Source organism: Sodalis sp. RH16 (assembly GCF_047324245.1).
Lineage (GTDB): Bacteria > Pseudomonadota > Gammaproteobacteria > Enterobacterales > Enterobacteriaceae > Acerihabitans > Acerihabitans ligni.
The window spans coordinates 5,489,183-5,510,270 of record NZ_CP178737.1 but is presented as its reverse complement, the minus strand read 5'-3'; the positions used below and the strand labels follow the sequence as shown (position 1 = coordinate 5,510,270).

13 protein-coding genes and 2 pseudogenes are annotated in these 21,088 nt (G+C 52.3%); 5 read left to right on the top strand and 10 right to left on the bottom strand.

The annotated features are described in order from the left end of the window. Positions 1 to 6: 6 nt before the first annotated feature. On the top strand, positions 7 to 1,377 hold the full coding sequence (gene dcuC / locus ACL2XJ_RS25300) for a C4-dicarboxylate transporter DcuC (protein ID WP_413724931.1): 1,371 nt from the start codon (positions 7 to 9) through the stop codon (positions 1,375 to 1,377). A 135-nt stretch (positions 1,378 to 1,512) separates the two neighbouring features. On the opposite strand, the pseudogene ACL2XJ_RS25295 reads toward dcuC, so the two are convergent. Together ACL2XJ_RS25295 and ACL2XJ_RS25290 are read right to left on the bottom strand one after the other, a co-directional pair. After that, positions 1,513 to 1,596 (bottom strand): annotated as a pseudogene (locus ACL2XJ_RS25295) (hypothetical protein); the annotation flags it as partial. A 77-nt stretch (positions 1,597 to 1,673) separates the two neighbouring features. Next, a pseudogene (locus ACL2XJ_RS25290) lies at positions 1,674 to 2,119 on the bottom strand (transaldolase family protein); the annotation flags it as partial. 774 nt (positions 2,120 to 2,893) lie between these two features. Here ACL2XJ_RS25290 and ACL2XJ_RS25285 point away from each other — a divergent pair. Continuing rightward, positions 2,894 to 4,792, top strand: a complete 1,899-nt coding sequence (locus ACL2XJ_RS25285; protein WP_413724930.1) for a DNA/RNA non-specific endonuclease — start codon at positions 2,894 to 2,896, stop codon at positions 4,790 to 4,792. A 260-nt stretch (positions 4,793 to 5,052) separates the two neighbouring features. On the opposite strand, the gene ACL2XJ_RS25280 is transcribed toward ACL2XJ_RS25285, so the two are convergent. From ACL2XJ_RS25280 to iolD, 6 genes are all read right to left on the bottom strand, one after another. Then, a complete protein-coding gene (locus tag ACL2XJ_RS25280) occupies positions 5,053 to 5,484 on the bottom strand; it encodes a PTS sugar transporter subunit IIA (protein WP_132927687.1) in 432 nt (143 codons plus the stop codon). 53 nt (positions 5,485 to 5,537) lie between these two features. After that, a complete protein-coding gene (locus ACL2XJ_RS25275) occupies positions 5,538 to 6,941 on the bottom strand; it encodes a sugar porter family MFS transporter (RefSeq protein WP_413724929.1) in 1,404 nt (467 codons plus the stop codon). Between the two features lie 203 nt (positions 6,942 to 7,144). Continuing rightward, positions 7,145 to 8,266: a Gfo/Idh/MocA family protein gene (locus tag ACL2XJ_RS25270; RefSeq protein WP_413724928.1), complete on the bottom strand. Its 1,122-nt coding sequence runs from the start codon at positions 8,264 to 8,266 to the stop codon at positions 7,145 to 7,147. Between the two features lie 117 nt (positions 8,267 to 8,383). Then, complete coding sequence (gene iolE / locus ACL2XJ_RS25265; RefSeq protein ID WP_132927690.1) at positions 8,384 to 9,280, bottom strand: myo-inosose-2 dehydratase; 897 nt, start codon at positions 9,278 to 9,280, stop codon at positions 8,384 to 8,386. 83 nt (positions 9,281 to 9,363) lie between these two features. Continuing rightward, positions 9,364 to 10,377, bottom strand: a complete 1,014-nt coding sequence (locus ACL2XJ_RS25260) for a Gfo/Idh/MocA family protein (RefSeq protein ID WP_413724927.1) — start codon at positions 10,375 to 10,377, stop codon at positions 9,364 to 9,366. A gap of 595 nt (positions 10,378 to 10,972) precedes the next feature. Next, positions 10,973 to 12,913 (bottom strand): 3D-(3,5/4)-trihydroxycyclohexane-1,2-dione acylhydrolase (decyclizing), encoded by a 1,941-nt coding sequence (iolD, locus tag ACL2XJ_RS25255; RefSeq protein ID WP_413724926.1) that lies wholly within the window; start codon positions 12,911 to 12,913, stop codon positions 10,973 to 10,975. A gap of 749 nt (positions 12,914 to 13,662) precedes the next feature. Between iolD and ACL2XJ_RS25250 the strand changes: the two genes are divergently transcribed. Continuing rightward, positions 13,663 to 14,526, top strand: a complete 864-nt coding sequence (locus ACL2XJ_RS25250) for a MurR/RpiR family transcriptional regulator (protein ID WP_413724925.1) — start codon at positions 13,663 to 13,665, stop codon at positions 14,524 to 14,526. 97 nt (positions 14,527 to 14,623) lie between these two features. Here the strand turns inward: ACL2XJ_RS25250 and iolB are convergent, their stop codons facing one another. Further along, entirely contained in the window at positions 14,624 to 15,460 is an 837-nt protein-coding gene (gene iolB / locus ACL2XJ_RS25245) for a 5-deoxy-glucuronate isomerase (RefSeq protein ID WP_132927694.1), read from the bottom strand. 486 nt (positions 15,461 to 15,946) lie between these two features. Here iolB and ACL2XJ_RS25240 point away from each other — a divergent pair, with 486 nt between their 5' ends. Beyond that, positions 15,947 to 17,116 carry an iron-containing alcohol dehydrogenase gene (locus tag ACL2XJ_RS25240; protein WP_132927695.1) on the top strand — a complete coding sequence of 390 codons (1,170 nt, stop codon included), beginning with the start codon at positions 15,947 to 15,949 and terminating at the stop codon, positions 17,114 to 17,116. A gap of 60 nt (positions 17,117 to 17,176) precedes the next feature. On the opposite strand, the gene ACL2XJ_RS25235 is transcribed toward ACL2XJ_RS25240, so the two are convergent. Next, positions 17,177 to 18,688 (bottom strand): CoA-acylating methylmalonate-semialdehyde dehydrogenase, encoded by a 1,512-nt coding sequence (locus ACL2XJ_RS25235; protein ID WP_413724924.1) that lies wholly within the window; start codon positions 18,686 to 18,688, stop codon positions 17,177 to 17,179. Positions 18,689 to 19,130: 442 nt separating this feature from the next. Here ACL2XJ_RS25235 and ACL2XJ_RS25230 point away from each other — a divergent pair, with 442 nt between their 5' ends. Further along, complete coding sequence (locus ACL2XJ_RS25230) at positions 19,131 to 21,059, top strand: bifunctional 5-dehydro-2-deoxygluconokinase/5-dehydro-2-deoxyphosphogluconate aldolase (protein ID WP_132927697.1); 1,929 nt, start codon at positions 19,131 to 19,133, stop codon at positions 21,057 to 21,059. Positions 21,060 to 21,088 lie beyond the last annotated feature (29 nt).

Here is a 21,088-nt window from a genome sequence, read left to right as displayed (position 1 = left end):
GAGAGTATGGCCGGATTTATTATCGGGATGATTGTTACCGTCTTTGCCGCCTGGTTCATTATTAAAAATTATCAGCCGCAAACGGTGCTGCTGCTGGCGGGATTGAGCCTGTTGTTGATGACGGCGATATTTTTTCCGCAGCGCTCAATTTTATATGGCAAAGCGGTTTCCATCGGCTGGGTGGGCGGGGATATTTTCGCTTTTGTCAAAGAATCATTGACTACCCAGGTGGCCGGCGTGGGGTTGATCATCATGGCGGCCGGGGGGTTCGCTGATTATATGGATCATATCAAAGCCTCCAACGCCATGGTGAATCTGTGCATCAAGCCGTTGCAAATGATAAAGGCGCCCTATGTCATTTTGTCCATAGGGTATATTTTGTCCCAATTGCTGCACGTCGCCATCTCCAGCGCCGCGGGTCTCGCCATGTTATTGCTGGTGACTTTTTTCCCGGTTCTGGTGCGCCTCGGGGTCAGCAAAGCGGCCGCGGCTTCCATGATCGGGATGTCGGCTTTTATGGATCTCGGCCCGGCGGTGGGCACCGCTAACCTGGCGGCCAAGCACGCCAATATGGAGGCGGCGGTGTATTTTGCCCATTATCAGCTGCCGGTTGCCGTCGGCGTTATGCTGACCGTGGCCATATTGATCTTTTTCACCGCCCGCTATTTTGATGCCAAAGAGGGATTTGCGGCCGGCGGGCAGGAACCGGAGCATCCCGCCGATGGGCCGGTTGAGCGGGTGCCGGGCTTTTATGCCCTGCTGCCGGTTTTCCCGGTGGTGCTGGTGCTGGTTTTCAGTCCCTTGATTGTCAGCAGTATCAAAATTGATGTGGTGACCGCCATGATAATCGGGACGTTACTGGCCTTTTTCTCCGAACTGCTGGTGAAACGGGATGTTAAAACGGCATGCCGGGGCGTGCAGGTGTTTTTCAAGGGCATGGGCAATATGTTCGCCAGTATCGTTTCTTTGCTGGTGTGCGCGGATGTGTTTGCCCAGGGACTGCAAATCATCGGCGCCGTGGATTTTATCATCCATACGGTCCAGACCGCCGGCTATGGTTTTGCCAGCATGACCGTGGTAATGGCGCTGCTGGTGTGTGTGACCGCGGCCCTGACCGGGTCCGGCGTGGCGGCGTTTTTTTCGTTTTCCGGCCTGGCGCCGGGCATTGCGGCCAAATTCGGCGAAAACGCGGTACGCATGATTCTGCCGATGCAGCTTATGGCCGGGATGGGACGGGCCATATCACCGGTGGCCGGCGTCATTATCGCCGTCAGTAAGGCCGGCGAGTGTTCCCCGTTTATGATTGTCCGGCGGACCTTTATCCCCGCCATCGGCGGTATGCTGGCGATGCTTATCTGCAATGGCCTGCTGAACTGAGCGCGGCGCAGGATCCCCGCGGCTATCCGCCGGTTGACAGATCCCCGCCGCGCGTTGTCTGCTACCAGACCGCTTGAGCGCTAATCCCGGCTTCTCCGGTTAAAGGCCGCACTCGGGGTCGTGGCGAGGGAAGGTGGCGCCCGGAGGACCGGATTTGGCTTTTTCCGCATCCATGCTAAGGGCGCGGATGGCGTTGGCAAGCCTTTTACGGGATAACATAGCTATGTTATCCGGGATAATTACAGTTCAGCGGTCAGCAAGTCTTCCAGTTTGCGCTGGTCGACAGCAAACAGGCGGATACCTTCAGCGAGCTTTTCCGCCGCCCTGATGCCCTCCCAGATTGAAGCCAGCTTGATGAGGATGCGGGATTTATCGATGCCTTGTTGCTGATACAGGGCTATCAGCTTGCGGGCCTTGGCGACGCACATGCCGCGGTCGAACGACATGCGGGCGTCAACTTCAGTGGAGATACGGCCGGGCACGGTTTTCAGAATTTCAAGACCAATATTGACCGCCAGCTTGTCACAGGCGTTGATGAGCCGGGTTTGTTTGCAGCCGCCCTGCTTGCGGGCGTAATCCAGCGCTTCGATAATCAGGGGCTTGTATTGAGACAGCGCGGCGGCTTTCAGGAAGGGGAAGGGTTGGTTGTGGCGTCCTGGGTTCAAAACCGGCGGATAGAGTCGATATCACCACTGTCGGCAACCACGACGGTCATTTGCTTGAGTGCGTCTAATTGATTCATCTGGAAGTTCCTTAACTCAATCTAAAGAAATGAAACTAGAGTACCTCTGCACAGCGGTTTCAGTTCCGGCCGGCGAGGCGTTCGTAGTAGCCGATTTTTTCTACTTTGGGGGCTGAAGAGTTTTTCATATCGTTCTCTCATCTGTTCATATGCTCATATGATCATTATTTGTTCTTATGATAAATCATTTCTTTTGCCATTTGCGAGCCATTCTTTAGAGAGATTGCCATTATGCGGGGTTTGTCGCTATTTTAAGCGACTAGAAGAAAAGGTTCGAGGTGTGTAGCGAAATTTATCCGTAGGCGTGGGCAGTCTTTGACAATGAATTGATTGTTTATATGTTTTGTAGTTGTTCATATGTTTAAAAACGAGATTCTGGTATATGTAAAGGCCTGCCCGGAATGCTATGCCGCCACCGCTACCTTTGTCGTTTCCGGGAGCGCTTTTAGCAAGGTAATAAATTTCATCAATGCGCCGGCAAAAAGGTATAGGCCGGTATAAATCCAAATAACGCCGCCGCTGTAAACGAACCAGAAAATTCCCACCGCCGATCCCAATCTTTTCGGCGGCGCCTCATAGGCAACCTTAGATAACCAAGCTAGCGCCGGGTTTCCTGCCGGGCAATGCAGGGGCGGACGATTGTTCATGAATAAGGGGTGATTCGCAAAATTCAAAATGGAACGGTTCGGGGTTGCCAATGGGGGCAGTGTTCCGCGATGATGGCCTAATGAGGGTATTCAATACAGGGAGGTTATAATCATGGGAGAACGCCGGATGGCCAAAGCTAAATCATCACGCAAGAAAGGCGGATCGCCGGGGCCGGATCTAGAAGCCCTGCGCAGGCACATACGGGCAAAGGGCGCCGACTACCTCAAGGATCCCAATATCACGTCCGTTGGCATTGGCTTGAAGAATGGGGATGGACCCGTTTGCATTCAATTCACCGTCGGAGCGAAGGGCGAATCCGCCCTACAGTCCCTCGGTAGCCTGCCGATTCCGCAGGCTATCGAAATCGAAGGCGTTATGATACCCACCGACGTAATACAGCGTTCTTATGATCCTTCGTTCAAGCTCGTCAAGCCGGAACAAATGGATGCGCGCCGGGAACGCATCGATCCCATCCGTCCGGGCGTCAGCGTTTCTCATCTGGCGGGGACGGCGGGGACGATCGGTTTGATTGTCTACGATCGATCCACCGGCATGCCCGTGATTCTGTCGAACTGGCATGTCCTGCACGGGAATGCCGGTCAGGTCGGCGGCGCCATCGTTCAACCAGGGCCTTTCGACGACAACAACACTGCCCGCAACGTGGTCGGCGAACTCCTGCGCAGTCATCTGGGGCCGGCCGGGGACTGCGCCCTTGCCGGAATCCGCCTGCGCGGGTATGACGCTTCGGTTTTGGAGCTGGATGTGATGCCGACCCGCATGGCGCAAGTCGAGCTCGGCGATCCGGTCGTCAAGTCGGGGCGCACCACCGGGGTGACCTATGGCAAGGTTCGCCGCATTGATGTAATGGCGCGTATCAATTATGGCCTTCCCAAGGGCGAGCAGGCGATCGGCGGCTTTGAAATCGGCCCCGATCCGGCTCATCCTTCCTCGGATGGCGGTGTCAGCAAGGGCGGCGATTCCGGCTCGGCCTGGCTTATCGCCGAGAATGGCAAACCGAGCGATATATTCGCGGGATTGCACTTCGCCGGCAACGCCGACGGCAATCCGGACGAGTACGCGCTCGCGTGCTATCCGGCATCAGTACAGAAGAAGCTCGACTTCTTGCTTACGCCGCCTCATTCTGATGCGAAAAATTTGCCTTTTATTGAAACGGCCGTTGTCCGAAACGGCTATGATCCTGATTTTCTTGGAATACCTGCTCCGGAACCAGGTCTTTCAACGGCCTTCAAGCGCGACGCGGTGAATTTCGGCCGCGGCCAGACCCTCCCCTATACCCATTTTTCGGTGTGCCTCAGCGCTGCCCGCCGCATGGCGCGCTATGTGGCCTGGAATATTGATGGCTCGCGGATGGTCAAGCTTCCCAGGCTAGGGTTTGCGCTTGATCCGCGCATCGACGGCAAATATCAGATTGGAGATGAGCTGTACAAGGACAACCGGCTTGATCGCGGGCATATCGCCCGCCGGGCGGATCTCTGCTGGGGCGATATTGAAGAGGCAAGGCAGGCAAACAAGGATTCCTTCTACTTCACCAACATTACGCCCCAGCACCAACGCTTTAACCAGTCGTCCCGCAAGGGCCTGTGGGGTGAGCTGGAGAACCTGGTTTTTGATCAGGCGGATGTGCAGGACCTCAAGCTTGCCATCCTTGGCGGGCCGGTATTCGGCAACGAGGATCCCGCCTACCGCGAGATACGCTTACCTCGCGCCTTCTGGAAGCTGATTGCTTATCGAGCCGGTGACGGTCAATTGCGCTGCTCGGCTTTCATCCTTTCGCAAGACAATCTGCTAAACGATCTTGAAAGCCTCGACCTGGACCCTTTTCGCATCTACCAGGTCAGCGTGCCGCAGCTCACTGCACGAACCGCGCTCGACTTCTCCGCCTATGGGGCGGTTGATGTCATGCAGCATCCCGAAATGGCGACTACCGGGCAGGGTATCAACGCTTTTATGCGCGAGCCGAGGACCATAGTGGAAATCAGTTCCAGCGCCGAGATCGTTTTTTAACGACAATGGCGGTCAATACACTAATACGCTGCTGCTTAAAAAATTGATAATCCCGACGCGCCGGCGGAGCGCTTAATCATGGACTGGCATTTCATTGCACGAGCCAGTGGTTAGGTAACCGACGGCAATCTCCCGCGCCAGGGCAGGGGTAGGATAAGTAGGGCAAACAAATGGGAATTCGAGGGATAAAAAGGGGGCTACTCATAGATACCGGGGTACGGATCGGTGTCTATGAGTATGCAGATTAACTGAAATTACACCTATCCTCGATTTAGCACTCGAAGAAAATCCTCTTTATTTGAGATGAGTGATAATGCATTTGCAATGATCTCATCACTAAAAATCGATGCGACTTGTTTTAGCACATCTATATGCTCCTTTTCTTTAGCAATAACGCCAATAGCGATAAACATGACATTGTTTCTATCCCAGATGACGCCATCCGGAAATTGAAAAATCTCAACGCCTTTTTTGATAATGATATTATTGGCCGATTTTGGCAGATGAGGAAGGGTAATACCATTCCCTAAGAACGTCGATACCTGTTGCTCTCTTTCGTTGAGAAAAGCAGCGCAGGCCTGGTTTACGTATCCCTTTTCCAAAAAATCCCTCGCCACCATATCCAAGACTTCAGCTTTGTTTTTGGCTTGACAACCTAAGTGAAGGTTATCGATTGAAACATTGTCTATCATAATCTGTCTCCTTTACGATATAATTTATATTGATTGCGCGTAGAGCACTTTTTTTACTTGCCGGAAGACAGCTCTTCTTCTAATTGTTCCAATGATTTATTTGATGTTTCCGGTAATGCAAATATGACAAATAGAATTACCAGATAGTTGATGATCGCAAAGATCAGGAATACGGGCCCTAAACCGAGCTTGGCCTGAAGGACCGGGAATAAATAGCTAACAATGGCATTCATGATCCACATAAAAAATACCGAAATGCCCATTGATAGCCCGCGAAATTTCAGTGGGAAAAGTTCAGCCAATACCACCCAGGTAAGGAACCCCATGGTACCCTGCATGACGCCGACAAATAATGCTCCTAGCAACCAAATAGCCGTGGCTTTCAAATCACCCGTAAGGTAATAGTCAACGCCCGCTATGATAAGATGCAACGTTGCCATAAGGGCGAAACCAGAAATAATCAGCGTCTTGCGCTTAAACCGATCAACCAGAAACACCACCCCAATAACCATGCCGCCGACAGAAAAGACACCGTTTAACACATTGCAGATTAATGAAGTTCTTTCGGAAAAACCTGCTGTTCGCAGTATTTCCGTACCATAATACATGATGACATTCACCCCGGTTGTTTGCTGCAAAGCTGCCCAGGCGATACCAACCAGGAGTAGTTTGAAAATCCAGGGTGTGTTAAGAATAATTGACAGCGATCCTCCGGAATGCAGCTTTTTTTCTGCTTCAATATTAATTAATGTTACGATATCTTCAAATTCCTTTTTTGCTCTTTCTACGGGTCGAATTTGTTTTAAAATTGCTAAAGCTTCTTCCTTACGATTTTTACTCACCAGCCAGCGGGGGCTTTCCGGTGCGCGCCACATGCCGATAAGCAAACTCATGGCGGGTATTGCCTGGACTATTAACATATATCGCCAAACGTTAGGCAGGTGCCCCCAGATGTAGCCAATGATGGCATTGATCGCAAAGGCGGCCAGCTGGCCGATGACAATGGCTACTTCATTCAAGCCGGTGAGTTTCCCTCGCATTTCTGTCGGCGCAACTTCAGATATAAATGTTGGCGCTGTGACCGATGCTCCCCCTACGGCATAACCAAGTAAAAAACGGGCAATCAATAGGATGGTGATCGTGGGTGATAATGCAGAGATCATGGCGCCGAAAAAGAAAACAAAGGATAGATATAATAGATATTTACGACGTCCAAAATAATCGGACAGCTTGCCGCCACAAATACTGCCAATAGCGGCCCCGATTAACAGTACGCTCATGACGAGGCCTTCTGTCGTCGGTGTGAGGGCCATACCTTCCTTTAAGGAAGGGAAAGCACCATTAATAACACCCGTATCATAACCGAAAAGCAAACCGCCAAAAGTAGCAACTAGCGTTATTTGGTGTAGCCGTTTTCTTTGGTCTATATTGAGATCGATATGAGAGATAAGAGTCATTTTTCTACCTTTTTATTTTATTCTCTACCGGCGGCTAAAACATCTTTAGCCGCTGGTGAATTAAAGGTGATGAAGGGGTCGAGTGTTCTTAATTATTTCCTTAATTAAATTTATATTACATACTTATGAGTCAGCAGTGAGATTGATTCCGGTGGTACCACTGGTTTGATTTCTCACCCTTGCCCCTTCGCCATTATCGAATTCTATAGCTGGACCCACCGGCGTTCCTGCGCTGACTGGGCAATAGCTTCCAGCACTTTTGAAACCCGCAAGCCTTCTTCAAAGTCGGGCCACAATTTATCGCCGGCTGCTATACCATTAATCAAATCCCTGATTTCGATCGTCTTCTGATCGTTAAAACCAAATCCATGCCCGGCAGAGACACAGAAAGGGGCATAGTCAGGATGTGAAGGTCCGACCAAGATTGTTTTGAAACCCTGCCTTTCCACGGGCTCATCATGCCGATATAGTTTTAATTCAGCCATTCTCTCCTGCGTATAGGTAATCGATCCCTTCGTTCCGGTGACCACATACGTTAATCCCATCTTGCAACCGCTGGCGATCCGTGATGTTTCAATCACGCCCATGACACCGGACTCAAAACGGATTAACGCGCTCGCTTGGTCCTCATTTTCCACTTTGGCCCGTTTAGACGGAGCTTGAGGATCGGGGCGTTCAGCGATAACAGTTTGCATATCGCCGGCAACCTCACGGATATTGCCGATAAGGTAATGAGCCATATTAACAATGTGCGCCGCAAGATCCCCCAGAGCGCCCAGGCCGGCTAATGCTCTCTTGCAATGCCAATCAATGGGCGTCTGCGGGCTGGCTAAATAATCCTCGTTATGCGTCCCGTAAAAATGCACTATTTCGCCAATTTCACCATTTTCTATGATCTGCCTGGCGAGCTGTGCCGCCGGGTTTTTCATATAATTAAAACCCACCAGCGTCTTGACGTTGGCTTTTTTGGCGGCTGCAACCATCTCAGCGGCGTCGGCCGCAGTCAGTGCCAAAGGCTTTTCGCTATAGACATGTTTGCCATGCTTGATGGCTTCAATAGCGACTTCTTTATGAAGAAAGTTGGGCACACAAATATCAACGACATCAATGCGCGGATCGCTTACCAACTGATGCCAGTCAGCTGTAAAACGCGTGAAGCCAAAGTCCTTTGCTTTTTTTTCCGCCAGGTCTTCATTTATTTCCGCCAGCATTTCTTTGACTATTATTCCTTTTAACGGAAAAACAGTGGGGGCCTGGGCATAGGCAATTGCATGGCAACGGCCAATATAACCCGTACCCACTAATCCAATTCTGACTTCTTTCATGAATGATTCTCCGTACTTTTATTTTGCCCATCAAATGCGTCATAGGGGGCAACCGATAACCGCGGGGCAAAAAAGCCTGGCGGAAAGTATTTAACCATTATGCAAGGATGACCGGCGTTAAATGCCCGCGACCTCGCGAATGTATCGCCTGGCTTTAACCGCATATTCAAAAGGATTGGCTTTGGCAGGGTCTTGTTCCGCTTCCACCACCAGCCAACCTTTATACCCAAAATCATCCAGCAGCCTGAATACCGGCTTGAAATCAATCACCCCGTCGCCCGGCACGGTAAAGGTGCCTTTCTTTACGCCGTCCAGAAAACTGAGCTTATGGGCGCGAACCTCGGCCACGACCTTATCCCGCACATCTTTCAGATGAACGTGATTGATGCGCGGCAGATGCTTTTCCAGGATGCGAAGCATCGCTTCCTGCGAACCTTCCGAGTAGTAGGCATGGCCGGTGTCATAGAGCAGGTAAACATCGTCATCCACCAGATCCAGAAAATGGTCTATTTCCTCGGCGGTCTGGATGCCGGTGCCCATATGGTGGTGCAGGCCGACGGTCATCCCCTTTTCAGCGGCGAGATCCGCCAACTCGTTATAGCCGCTAGCCACCAAACTCCACTCCCTGTCGGTAAAGTCGGGACGTCCCTCCAGTACCGGTTTTGGCGTCCCCTGGGTACTGCGCGATTGCTCGGAACAGCCGATGACTTTCGCCCCCATGGCATGCAGAAAATCGCGGTGGGTGATAAATTCATCGATGGTTTTGGCTTTAAGTCCGTCGGCAAAAAAAGTGCTGAACCAGGCGTTGCAAATCTGAATACCCCGGATATCCAGCATCGGTTTAAGGATTTTAGGATCGCGGGGATATTTACTGCCCACTTCGCTGCCGATAAAACCGGCCAGCGCCATTTCACTCACTGTCTGCTGAAAGGTATTTTCCTTGCCTAAATCGGGCATGTCGTCATTGGTCCAGCCGATGGGGGCGATGGCGAGTTTGACTTTGTTTTTATCCATGATAATGGCACCTTGAATTGAACGATAATAGAATGATTGTCCAGCGCGGCTGCCCGCTGCGCTTAATAAAAGGGCATTGAGATTTAATGTGGGTAAAATGCCGGACGGGGCGGCAGCGATATCTGTACCACGCCAGGCGTTTTTTGCGCCGCTATGCAGGCGTCCGCGGCTACTGAGGCTGCATAGCCGTCCCAGGCGGAAGGGCCGGTCAGTTCCGATTTTGTCACACCGTTAATGAAGTCCTGCAGCTCGACGTCATAAGCATCAATAAAACGATCCTTCCAGTCGGTGAGAATGGTATGGGAAAGCTTGGCCTTGCTGCGCAACAAGATACTGGAGGGTTCCGGCAGGCTGGCGATGCCTTCCTCGCCCACCACCTGGGTTTGTATGTCATAGCCGTATTGACAGTTAACGAAAATCTCTACATCTATCCGGGCGCCCTTGACGGTTTCCAGCAAAACGATCTGCGGGTCGCGCAATTTGGCATGAGTATGAGCGGAGGCCCTTGGGAAAATCACCTGCGCTGAAACATAATCATCGTCCAGCAGCCAGCGCAGCACGCCCAATTCATGGATCATGGTATTGGTGATGGCCATGTCGGTGGTATAATTTTCATCCACTTTCTGGTTGCGGTGAGCGCAATGAAGCATTAGCGGCCGGCCGATTTCGCCGCTGTCGATCACTTTTTTCAGCGCCCTGTATCCCTGATCGTAAGGACGCATGAATCCGACCTGTACCAAACGTCGGCCATAAGCAATTTCGGCATCGACGATGCGTTTGCAGCCGGCGGCGGTGACGGCCAGCGGTTTTTCACAAAACACCGGCTTGCCGGCGGCGATGGCCTGCAAAACAAATGCTTCGTGGGTGGGGTCCCAGGACGTGATAATCAGCGCGTCCACATTGGCGGCATTAATCACCTCCTTGCCGTCCGGCAGCACTACGGCATCCAGGCCGAACCTATCTACGGTCTGGGAGGCGCTTTTAAGGTCGATATCGGTAACGGCAACGACCGTTGCCCCTTGCAATACCTGGCTACAACGGCGGATATGTTCCTGGCCAATGGCCCCGGTACCGATCACCCCTAATTTCAGCGTCATGTTTTTTCTCCTCGTAATATGTTTATTTCACTTATATGAAAATATATATTTCATATTATATTAATGCAGAAAAAACGTTCTGTTCTGAGATGAAGATCATACATTGAAGGTTATTTTTTACTTCAGCCCCTGATGGGACCCTGGCTATCCTAGTTGAAGAAACATGATAATTTAATATAACTATATGATTTTTAATTAATAAAATGGATAAAAAATAGTGTAATCCTATCAGGATATTCTGGCTGGCAAGGAGAACAGGGGGAGAAAAGGTAAAGGATATTGATGAGCAATCAATGCGATGCATTTTTTTAGCTATTTTTTTTAAAACTTAAATTTTTTAAAAATTAAAAATATGAAATAATTGTTTTATATAGTCATCATCTGAGCACGATGTCCGTGAGGTCGCAGGGTAGGAAAGGGCGGTGGGAAGGCACCGAGGGAGATAAAGCGGAAACAGGTTTTTGCTGATTAAAAAACGTGCGTTGATTACGCCGGCACAGCCAGCGCCGGTTCTGAGCATTGATGGTAGGCACTGACCGGGGCCGCAGCATCGGCGGTTTAGGGTATCTAACCGCCGATGCTGCGGCCCGATGGTTCAGTACTGACGGGCCTTGCCGATATTCTCTTCCAGCATGCGGGCCACGGCCTGTATATCAGCGCTGGCGGAGACCTGCGCGCCGCCGACCCGCCACCAGCTGAAATAACCGTGGATCATGGTTTTTGGCAGCACTTTAATATCAATCAGCGTCGAGACGGTCTGCCGCTTGGCATTTTCCAGCGCATCCCGTAACTCCTCCACCGTGGAGACCCGGTAACTTTTGCAGCCGTAGCCCTCGGCGATTTTGGCAAAATCCACCGGTACAAAGGCGCCGTCAAGCCGGGCCGGCGATGTCCCCCGAAAGCGGAATTCGGTGAAAAAGCTGTGCATACCGTGTCCCAACTGCAAGTTGTTAATGCACCCGTTGGTCATGTTGTCGAACAGAATCACATTGATTTTACAGCCTTCCTGTAGGGAGGAAACCAGTTCGGAATGGGACATCATGAAGGCCCCGTCGCCTGCCAGCGCGTACACCTCCCGTTCCGGCTCGGCCATTTTGACCCCAAGCGCCGCGTTGACTTCATAGCCCATGCACGAGTAGCCGTACTCAACGTGATAGCTCTGGATGGATGTCGTACGCCAGATCCGCTGCAAATCCCCTGGCAGACTGCCTGAAGCGGCGACGATCACCGCGTTCTCCGGGAGAGTTTCATTGAGAATACCCAGGACGCGGCTTTGGGTAAGCCACGAACCGGTAACTTTGTTGAATTCGGCAAAGACGGACTTGCGGTCCAGGCTATCCTCGATTTCGGGCACAAAATCATCGCCGGTATAGTTAATGGCATAAACGCGTTCCCGTTCCGTCTGCAATTGGTCGCGTACCTCCTTTATACGGTTCCCCCAGTCCCCATGCCACTCTTGCGACGCCAGGCATTGATTGAGGGCCCGCAGCGCCTCGCGTGCGTCCGCGGTGACCTGGCAGCCGTCGAGCTTGAAGGCGTCGAAACGGTTAATATTCAAATTCAGGAACGAGACCGCCGAATTCTGGAAAATCCATTTGGATGAGGTGGTGAAATCGGTATAACGCGTACCAACACCGATAATCAAATCCGCTTCCTTGGCCAGCAGATTGGCGGACAGGGCCCCCGTTTCGCCGATGCCGCCGACATTCAGCGGGTGGTCGGAAAGCAATGTGCCTTTCCCGGCCTGGGTTTCGGCAAAGGGGATGCGGTAACGTTCGGCAAAATCCCTCAGCGCCTGCCCGGCATCTGAATATTTAGCGCCGCCGCCGCAAATCAGCAGGGGTTTGCTTTTACGTAACAACAATTCCACCGCCTTGTCCAACATGTCTGCCGTGGCGGGCCGGCGCTCGATGCGATGCACGCGTTTCTGAAAGAAATAATCCGGATAATCATACGCCTCGCCCTGGACATCCTGCGGCAGGGACAGGGTGACGGCGCCGGTTTCCGCCGGGTCGGTCAGCACACGCAAGGCATTGATACAGGCGCTCATCAATTGTTCAGGGCGGGAAATCCGATCCCAATATTTGCTTACGGTGCGAAAAGCATCGTTGGTGCTGATACTGAGGTCATGGGACTGTTCGATTTGCTGCAGTACCGGATCGGGCTGGCGGGTGGCGTAGACATCGCCGGGCAGCAGCAGCAGGGGAATACGATTGGCGGTGGCGGTGGCCGCCGCCGTAATCATGTTGGCGGCGCCGGGACCGACGGAAGAGGTACAAGCATATATCTGCCGGCGCAAGGATTGTTTGGCATAGCCGATGGCCGCATGGGCCATGCCTTGCTCATTTCGGCCCTGATGGATATGCAGTTGTCCGCAATCCTGCTCCAAGGCCTGCCCGAGCCCCAGGACGTTGCCATGGCCGAAGATGGCAAAAATTCCTTTGATGAATTTCGTTTCGACGCCATCAACGTCCACATACTGATTATCTAAAAAACGTACCAGCGCCTGTGCCACGGTCAATCTGATTCTATTCATGTTTTCCTTCCATTATCCCTGGCCTGCGGGAGATCCCACCGGCCGGGATAACCGCCGGTCGTAACAGGATCCGTGAAAGACAAGGGTTATGATGTGGTGACTAGGGTGATGAAGACCTGGAACGATTATAGGTATTTCCATATCTAAAAAAACCAAAAACAAAATTTTAATTTCATTTATGAGAGAAATATCAAACATTGGAAATGTTGCCTTCATTTTATGAAAAGGCGCTTCCAGTAACATTTTTTGAAGGATAATGTAGTTAATATATTGAAAATAAACAAAATAAATATTTTTTAATCTATATTGGCATACTATGAAATTTTTAATTCCATTTAATAATTATCGTTTATAATCAATATTATAAATGGATATAGGGGAATAGAATGAGATTTTGTTACTTTTATGTTAAATATTTAATTATTTTCTGTTGTCATGGAAAATGAAATTTAAATTCTGATAATGGTCCGACGTTTCCAGTCAAACAATGTCTTTTAAACCCACTGGTTGGCAGGCTGCGGGCCGGTCCATAAAAGAAGCGGGGCATCGGCAGGATCTGCGGCGAATGCCTCTGGGCCGCCTGGAGACCGCCCATGGCGGAGATACTCATCTCCCCGGGGTTTTGTGGAACGCAAGCATGATGCACTTAATAAAATGACGAGATATTTTCAATAATAGGTTGATTTGAAATTTTCAATCGTAATAATCGAGGCTAGCGCTTTCGCTGACATTGACGGTGTGTAGTTTTCATGACAACTTCTTCTTCACAGCTCTCGGCACTACAGGATGACATACGCAACCGCTACGATACGCTCAGTAAGCGATTGAAGCAGGTGGCGCGCTATATGCTGGATAATAGTACCAGTATCCCTTTTGACACCGTTGCCTCTATCGCTGCAAAAGCCAACGTTCCTCCTTCAACGCTGATCCGATTTGCCAATGCGTTCGGTTTTGATGGTTTCAATGAAATGAAACAGGTATTTCGTCAATTCATGATGGAAGATACCGGCAGCTATACCGAACGCGCCCGGTTATTTCGCCAGACCGCCGGCAAAGAGGCCAATGCGCCGGAAACGCCGATGGAAATACTGAGCATGTTCAGCATGGTCAACAGCCTGGCGCTTCAGCAACTGCCGGGGCAGATCAAAGAAGAGGATTTGGCCCATGCGGTGAAGCTGCTGGCGGATGCCAACAATATCTATGTCATCGGGCTGCGCCGCTCCTTCAGTATCGCCGCTTATTTGACTTACGCCTTGCGCCATCTGGAACGCCGCGCTTTTCTTATCGACGGGCTGGGCGGTATGTTTGCCGAGCAACTGAGCATGGTGCAATCCGATGACGTGGTGATTGCCATCAGCTATTCGCCGTATGCTCAGGAAGTGGTGGAACTGGTCTCGATGGGCGCCAGAAGCGGCGCCAAGCAAATTGCCATTACCGATAGCCTGGTGAGTCCGCTCGCCGCATTCAGCGAAGTCTGCTTTGTGGTGCGTGAGGCGCAAGTGGACGGCTTTCGTTCCCAGGTGTCTTCCATGTGTTTGTCCCAGACGCTGATGCTGTCCCTGGCGATGCAAAATGCCAGCCACTTGTCCGGCGACAGGCAAAAAGCAGGCTGACGGCCCGGTGGACAACGTCCCGCTTTATTGCCCCGAGTAGGTTTGTCAGCAGTCTGAGCGCCCCCGCAGGGGCGCTTGAGTCGACCGAAAACCCGTTTTACTCGGATGGCGCTAAAGGCGCCTTCGGGTATTCCGCCGAGTTGATCCAGGCGTGGTCCTTTTCCCAGGTAAACTGCCATCTCCGTACGGGACCGGCCATCACATTGAGATAATAATCGTCATAACCCGCCAGGGTGGCCACCGGGTGGTAGCCGCGCGGGACCTTTACCACATCCCGGTCATACACCGGCATACATTCGTCAAGGGAGCGATCGTCGGTGTAAACCCGTTGCAGGCAAAACCCCCGGGACGGATCGAGACGATGATAATAGGTCTCTTCCAGATAGGTTTCATGGGCCGAGTTTTCCGTATCATGCTTATGGCTGGGGTAGGAGCTGGTATCCCCTTCCGCGGTAAATACCTCCACCACCAGCAGGCTATCGGCCGGGGCGTTTTCCGGCAGAATATTATGCACCAGCCGCTTGTTGCGTCCCTTGCCTCGTTGTTCAACCCCGACATCCCCCGGTGCGATAAGCCGCGCCGGTAAATTGCCGCTGCCGGGCGCGCGGCACACCGCGAGTTCCAGATCGGTTAATGCGGCGATATGCGCCTGATCGTGATGAGGAACGTAAACCGAAAAAGGCGGTGTGCGCTCAAAGGGACTCATGCGTTTGCCGATAGGGCCGAAATCGGCATGGCGGGTGGTGATGGCGGCCAAACCGGCCACCAGCACCAGGCAAAGCTCCTGGCCGCCGCTGTCAAGCTCCAGCGTCTGTCCTTTTTTGAGCTGATAGGCGTCAAAACCAACATAACGCCAGCCGGCATTTGCCGGAGTGATGTGCTGAATACGTCCGCTGGCATCCCCGGTATGGTACTTGGATAATAATGTGGTCACACAGTCCTCCTGTCCGAATCCACTTCAGCGTCCCGATGCGTTGACCTGACAATTCTGCGTCCCGGTTAAGGCAAGGAGGGGAAGTGGTACGCATTGTACAATTTTTACCACCATACATTTACGGAATAAACATTTCAAATGTATTGTTTTGAAATTTTAATTTAATGGGATGCCTCGCACATTTCCTTGGACGAAGCGACGTGGGGGCGCGGAAGAAACAGCAAGACCGGCCGCCGGTGATGGGTAAAGCGGTTTACGCCGGGTAACGCCGCGCCATCGGGTATTACCCGCCGGATTTTTATGCGGCGGATCTAATAATTAGAATTTCGTTATTAATTTTTTTGAAATGAATGTTCTAATATGGGAAACGAAATATCTCCCGGCGATGCCCCCCTTAAGCATGGCTTCCTATTATCAACGATGGAATCGGGCAGGCGGGGTGGGTTGGATGATGCTTTCTTTATTCACATACTCAAGGACCTGACTATGACAATTTCAACTTTTTCTCTGCCCCGCAATATTATCTATGGGGAAAACGCGTTAGATCATTTATCGCAATTAACCGGTAAAAAAGCCGCCCTGGTGACCGGCGGCAGTTCGATGAAACGCCTGGGCTTTTTGCAGCGCGCCGAGGATTTGCTAAAACAAGCAAAATTTGACTGCATCATTATAGATAACGTGGAGCCGAATCCCTCGATTGAAACCGTCCGCAGAGGCGCGAAAGCGATGCTGGACTTTCAACCGGACTGGATCGTGGCTATCGGAGGCGGATCGGCGCTGGATGCGGCCAAAGTCATGTGGTGTTTTTATGAGCATCCGCACTTGAGTTTCGAGGACATCATCCCCGTTGGCGCCATGCCGCCCCTGCGCACGAAAGCCCGCTTTGTTGCCATTCCCTCCACCAGCGGCAGCGCGTCTGAAATCACCGCTTTTTCCGTGATCACCGATAGCCGAAACCATATCAAATATCCCATCGTCGCTGCGGATATGGTGCCGGATATAGCGATTCTCGACCCGCTTATTCCAGCGAAAATGCCGCCGGACGTTACCGTTCACACTGGCATGGATGTATTGACCCATGCGCTGGAAGCCTATGTTTCCACCGCGGCGACCTCATTTACCGACCCCTATGCCGTCGAGGCAATCCGGTTGGTGTTTGAAAATCTGGAAACCGCTTATCTGCAGCCGGAAAACATGACTGCCCGTTTCAATATGCATAACGCCTCCGCCCTGGCCGGTATAGCCTTTACCAATGCCTCGCTGGGCCTGGTGCATTCCATGGCGCATAAAATCGGCGGTGAGTTCGGCATTACCCACGGTCTGGCCAATGCCATTATGCTGCCCTATATCATCCAATATAATCGCCTTTCCACCGATAAATACCGTCAGTTGGAAAAAACGCTGAGAATCAATGATTTGATTGATGTGATTAGAGATCTCAATCGGCGGTTGAATATTCCCTCCACCTTGAAAGAATGCCGGGAAACGGCTATCGAAGAGAGAAAGTTCAATGCTGTGCTGGAAAGAATGAGCAAAAACGCCCTGGCTGATCCTTGTACCTTAACCAATCCGGGCCATCCCGATGTGGAGGATGTCAGAATACTCTATCAGCAAAGCTATTATGGAGAAGAAGCATTTATGTTTTTGGTAAATTAACGCAAACGGGGCGGTCGGGCGACCGCCCCGTAAGGCTGAACCCAATATCAATAATTGTCGTTAAATCGTCCCATCCCAGGAATCCACTTTTTCGCGTTTACGCTCCTCCTCATCGAACCAGCGGCTGGTAACACACTTGGTTTCGGTATAAAAACGTACGCCGTCTTTGCCCAGACAGTGCAGATCGCCAAAGAAGGAGTTTTTATGGCCGGAGAAGGGGAACACGCCCACCGGTACCGGAATGCCCACATTAATGCCCACCATGCCGCCGTGGGTCCGTTTCTGGAATTCCCGGGCATAGTGGCCGTTCTGGGTAAAGATAACCGAACCGTTGGCCAGCGGATTGCGGTTCATCACTTGCAGCCCTACTTCGAAATTTTTTACTCGCTTGAAGCATAGCACCGGACCGAACACTTCCTCGGTGCCGATGGTCATCTCTTCAGTTACCCGATCAAACAGCGTCGGGCCGACATAATAGCCGTTTTCAAATCCTTCGACCTGAAAGCCACGGCCGTCCAGCACCAGCTTGGCGCCTTCTTCGATTCCTTTGGTTATCCAGTTTTCCACCGACTTTTTATGTTCAGCCGAGATAACCGGCCCCATATCCGTCTCTTTGCGGTAACCCGGTCCCACCTTCAGCGCCTGCGCTTTTTCCAAAACCGCCGCAATCAGCCGATCGGCGATTTCTTCCTGCACCACCACCACCGGCAATGCCATGCAGCGTTCTCCCGCACAGCCAAAGGCGGCGTTGATAATGCCTGCCGCGGTACGGGCAATAGGGGCGTCCGCCAGCACCAGCGCATGATTTTTGGCTTCACACAGCGCCTGGACGCGTTTACCGTGCGCCGCCGCTTTGGAATAGACATGCAGTCCCACTGAGGTGGAGCCGACAAAGGAGACGCCGTTGACATCCGGATGGGTCAGGAACAGATCGGCTTCGTTGCGCGAACAGGTCACAATATTAATGACCCCGTCGGGTACGCCGGCTTCCTGGTAGAGTTTGGCGATTTCCACACAGGTCATCGGCGTCATGCTGGCCGCTTTAATCACAATGGTATTGCCGGAGGCGATACACAGCGGGGCCATCCATCCCATGGGGATCATGGCGGGAAAATTGAACGGCACGATACCGGCGAACACCCCAATGGGTTCACGGTACAGGGTGGTATCAATACCCACCGAGGCATCCATGAGGCTTTCACCGGCCAATAATGTCGGAATAGAGCAGGCCAGCTCCGTACCCTCCTTGGCTTTCAGTACATCGCCCTGGGCATCGCCCCAGGCTTTGCCGTTTTCCCTGGCGACCAGTTCCGTCAGGCGTTCCTCATGTTTAATCAGCAGCTCGCGTAACTGGAACATGATCTGCGCCCGTTTGATGGCCGGGGTATTTGACCAGGCCGGGAACGCTTTGCGGGCGGCGGCGATGGCGGTTTTGACTTCATTTTCCGTACAACAGGGCGCTTTGGCGATAATTTCGCCGGTGCTGGGATTACGCACGTCCATAAAGCGGGTGGTTTTGGAATCGAGCCAACGGCCGTCAACCAGATACTGCAGTGTTTTTACTGTAGACATATCCATACACTCCATCATTTGATAAATCTCTCTTCATTTACTAGGCGCTATCTTGCTCAACGGCCCTGACGGCATTATAGGGTTGCAGGGTTTTAGATAAATCAATTTTAGAATATAAATTTCATTTATGAGATATGAATCAAGAAAATGAAACTTATATTTCTTTGCGTGTTTATATGAGAATTGATCCCAACATAACGGAGGGGGTATTCAAATAAAATTTATTTATATCAATATATTAAATATTTTTATCGTAACGGATAACCGGCGCAGCGCCGGTTAGGGCAATGGGTGATGCCAGCAAATTATGCTCCAAATTGCTGGAGAAACCCTTCCAATCTAAGGTTTTTTATAAGGGATATTCGTTTTAATGTGATTGAAAATGAAATTTTTACTCCTCATAATGTCCACAGGCTTTTTATTGACGAGGGGATTGATCATTATGAGTACGGCGCAGCAGCACAAAACGCTTGATGTCATATGCATCGGGCGCATCGCGCTTGATTTGTACGGACAACAAATCGGCGCCCGGCTGGAGGATATGGCCACGTTTGCGAAATATCTTGGCGGTTCGTCGGGCAATGTCGCCTACGGTACGGCGGTACAGGGCCTGAAGTCCGGCATGCTGGCGCGGGTGGGGGACGAGCATATGGGCCGTTTCCTGCGGGAGGAGCTACAGCGCGTCGGAGTGGACACCCGTTATCTCATTACCGACAAAGAGCGGCTTACGGCGCTGGTTATCCTTGGGGTAAAAGATCAGGAAACGTTCCCGCTGATTTTCTATCGCGAGAATTGCGCGGATATGGCGCTGAGTCCCGGAGATATCGACGAGGACTATATTGCCTCCAGCCGGGCGGTGGCCATAACCGGTACCCATCTTTCACACCCGAATACCCGCGCCGCGGTGCTTAAGGCGCTGACGTTAGCAGAGCGCCACGGTTTGCGCCGGGCGCTGGATATCGACTACAGGCCGGTGCTGTGGGGCCTGACCGCTCTGGGAGACGGCGAGACCCGCTTTATCTCTTCTGAACGCGTCACCCGCGAGCTCCAGGACGTGCTGCATCATTTTGATCTGATTGTCGGTACCGAAGAGGAATTCCATATTGCCGGCGGCAGCACCGATACGCTGACAGCGCTGGGCAATGTTCGCCGGGTCAGTAAAGCGACTCTGGTCTGCAAGCGGGGCGCGCAGGGATGCTCGGTGTTTGAAGGGGATATCCCGGCCGGTTGGGACGCGGTGGCGCTCTACAGCGGCGTACGGGTGGACGTGCTCAATGTGCTGGGGGCGGGGGATGCGTTTATGTCCGGTCTGCTGCGCGGCTATCTGAACGATGAAGGCTGGGAGAAGGCCTGCCGTTACGCTAATGCCTGCGGCGCGCTGGTGGTGTCGCGTCACGGCTGCGCGCCGGCGATGCCGACCCGCATTGAACTGGACGACTACCTGCTGCGCGAGCAAACGGTACCGCGGCCGGATAAAGATGTGCGGTTGAATCATCTGCACCGGGTAACGACCCGCAAGCAGCAGTGGGACGAGCTGTGCGTTTTCGCGTTTGATCATCGCAAACAGTTGGTGGATATGGCCCGAGCCGCCGGGCGGAGCGAGAGCGATATCCCCCGGTTGAAACTCCTGTTGTTGCAAGGGGCCCGGGCGGCGGCGGCCGAGGCAGGACTGAAAAACAACGGCGGTATCCTGGCGGACACGACATTCGGCCAGGCGGCCCTTAACGATATCACCGGCCAGGGATGGTGGATAGGCCGCCCGATCGAGTTGCCGGGCTCGCGGCCGCTGCGCCTGGAACATGGCGATATCGGCTCGCAGCTCAGGGGTTGGCCGCTGGAGCATGTGGTCAAATGCCTGGTGTTTTATCATCCCAAGGACAGTGAGGTGATGCGCCTTGAACAGGAGGCGTTGATTACCGAGGTGTATCAGGCCTGCTGCCTGTCCGGCCATGAACTGTTGCTGGAAGTGATCCTGCCGGAGGATAACCCAGACCGGGATGAAAGATACTACGGGCAGATCCTGTCGCGTTTTTATGCCTTGGGGATCCAGCCGGACTGGTGGAAGCTGCCGCCGCAGTCACCCTCCGGCTGGCAGGATATCAGCCGTATTATCCAGCGTCATGATAGCCATTGCCGGGGCGTGGTGATCTTGGGATTGGATGCGCCGGAAGCCACCTTGAAGGCCGGTTTCGCGGCGGCGGCGGACACGCCGTGTGTGAAGGGCTTCGCGGTGGGCAGGACTATTTTTGGCGAGCCGTCCGCCAAATGGTTCCGGGGCGAGCTGGATGACGCTCAGTTGGTAAGGGAAGTGAAACAAAATTTCCTCAGGCTTATCGGCTACTGGCGAATTTATCGTCCCGCAAAATCCTGAACCGGCCATCAAGACTATCTCAGCACTAT

What these genes read in the sequence shown, in the direction of transcription:
- dcuC (WP_413724931.1), top strand. Translation starts at nt 7, where the DNA reads ATGGCCGGATTTATTATCGGGATGATTGTTACCGTCTTTGCCGCCTGG.
- ACL2XJ_RS25285 (WP_413724930.1), top strand. Translation starts at nt 2,894, where the DNA reads ATGGCCAAAGCTAAATCATCACGCAAGAAAGGCGGATCGCCGGGGCCG.
- ACL2XJ_RS25280 (WP_132927687.1), bottom strand. Translation starts at nt 5,484, where the DNA reads ATGATAGACAATGTTTCAATCGATAACCTTCACTTAGGTTGTCAAGCC.
- ACL2XJ_RS25275 (WP_413724929.1), bottom strand. Translation starts at nt 6,941, where the DNA reads ATGACTCTTATCTCTCATATCGATCTCAATATAGACCAAAGAAAACGG.
- ACL2XJ_RS25270 (WP_413724928.1), bottom strand. Translation starts at nt 8,266, where the DNA reads ATGAAAGAAGTCAGAATTGGATTAGTGGGTACGGGTTATATTGGCCGT.
- iolE (WP_132927690.1), bottom strand. Translation starts at nt 9,280, where the DNA reads ATGGATAAAAACAAAGTCAAACTCGCCATCGCCCCCATCGGCTGGACC.
- ACL2XJ_RS25260 (WP_413724927.1), bottom strand. Translation starts at nt 10,377, where the DNA reads ATGACGCTGAAATTAGGGGTGATCGGTACCGGGGCCATTGGCCAGGAA.
- iolD (WP_413724926.1), bottom strand. Translation starts at nt 12,913, where the DNA reads ATGAATAGAATCAGATTGACCGTGGCACAGGCGCTGGTACGTTTTTTA.
- ACL2XJ_RS25250 (WP_413724925.1), top strand. Translation starts at nt 13,663, where the DNA reads ATGACAACTTCTTCTTCACAGCTCTCGGCACTACAGGATGACATACGC.
- ACL2XJ_RS25240 (WP_132927695.1), top strand. Translation starts at nt 15,947, where the DNA reads ATGACAATTTCAACTTTTTCTCTGCCCCGCAATATTATCTATGGGGAA.
- ACL2XJ_RS25235 (WP_413724924.1), bottom strand. Translation starts at nt 18,688, where the DNA reads ATGTCTACAGTAAAAACACTGCAGTATCTGGTTGACGGCCGTTGGCTC.
- ACL2XJ_RS25230 (WP_132927697.1), top strand. Translation starts at nt 19,131, where the DNA reads ATGAGTACGGCGCAGCAGCACAAAACGCTTGATGTCATATGCATCGGG.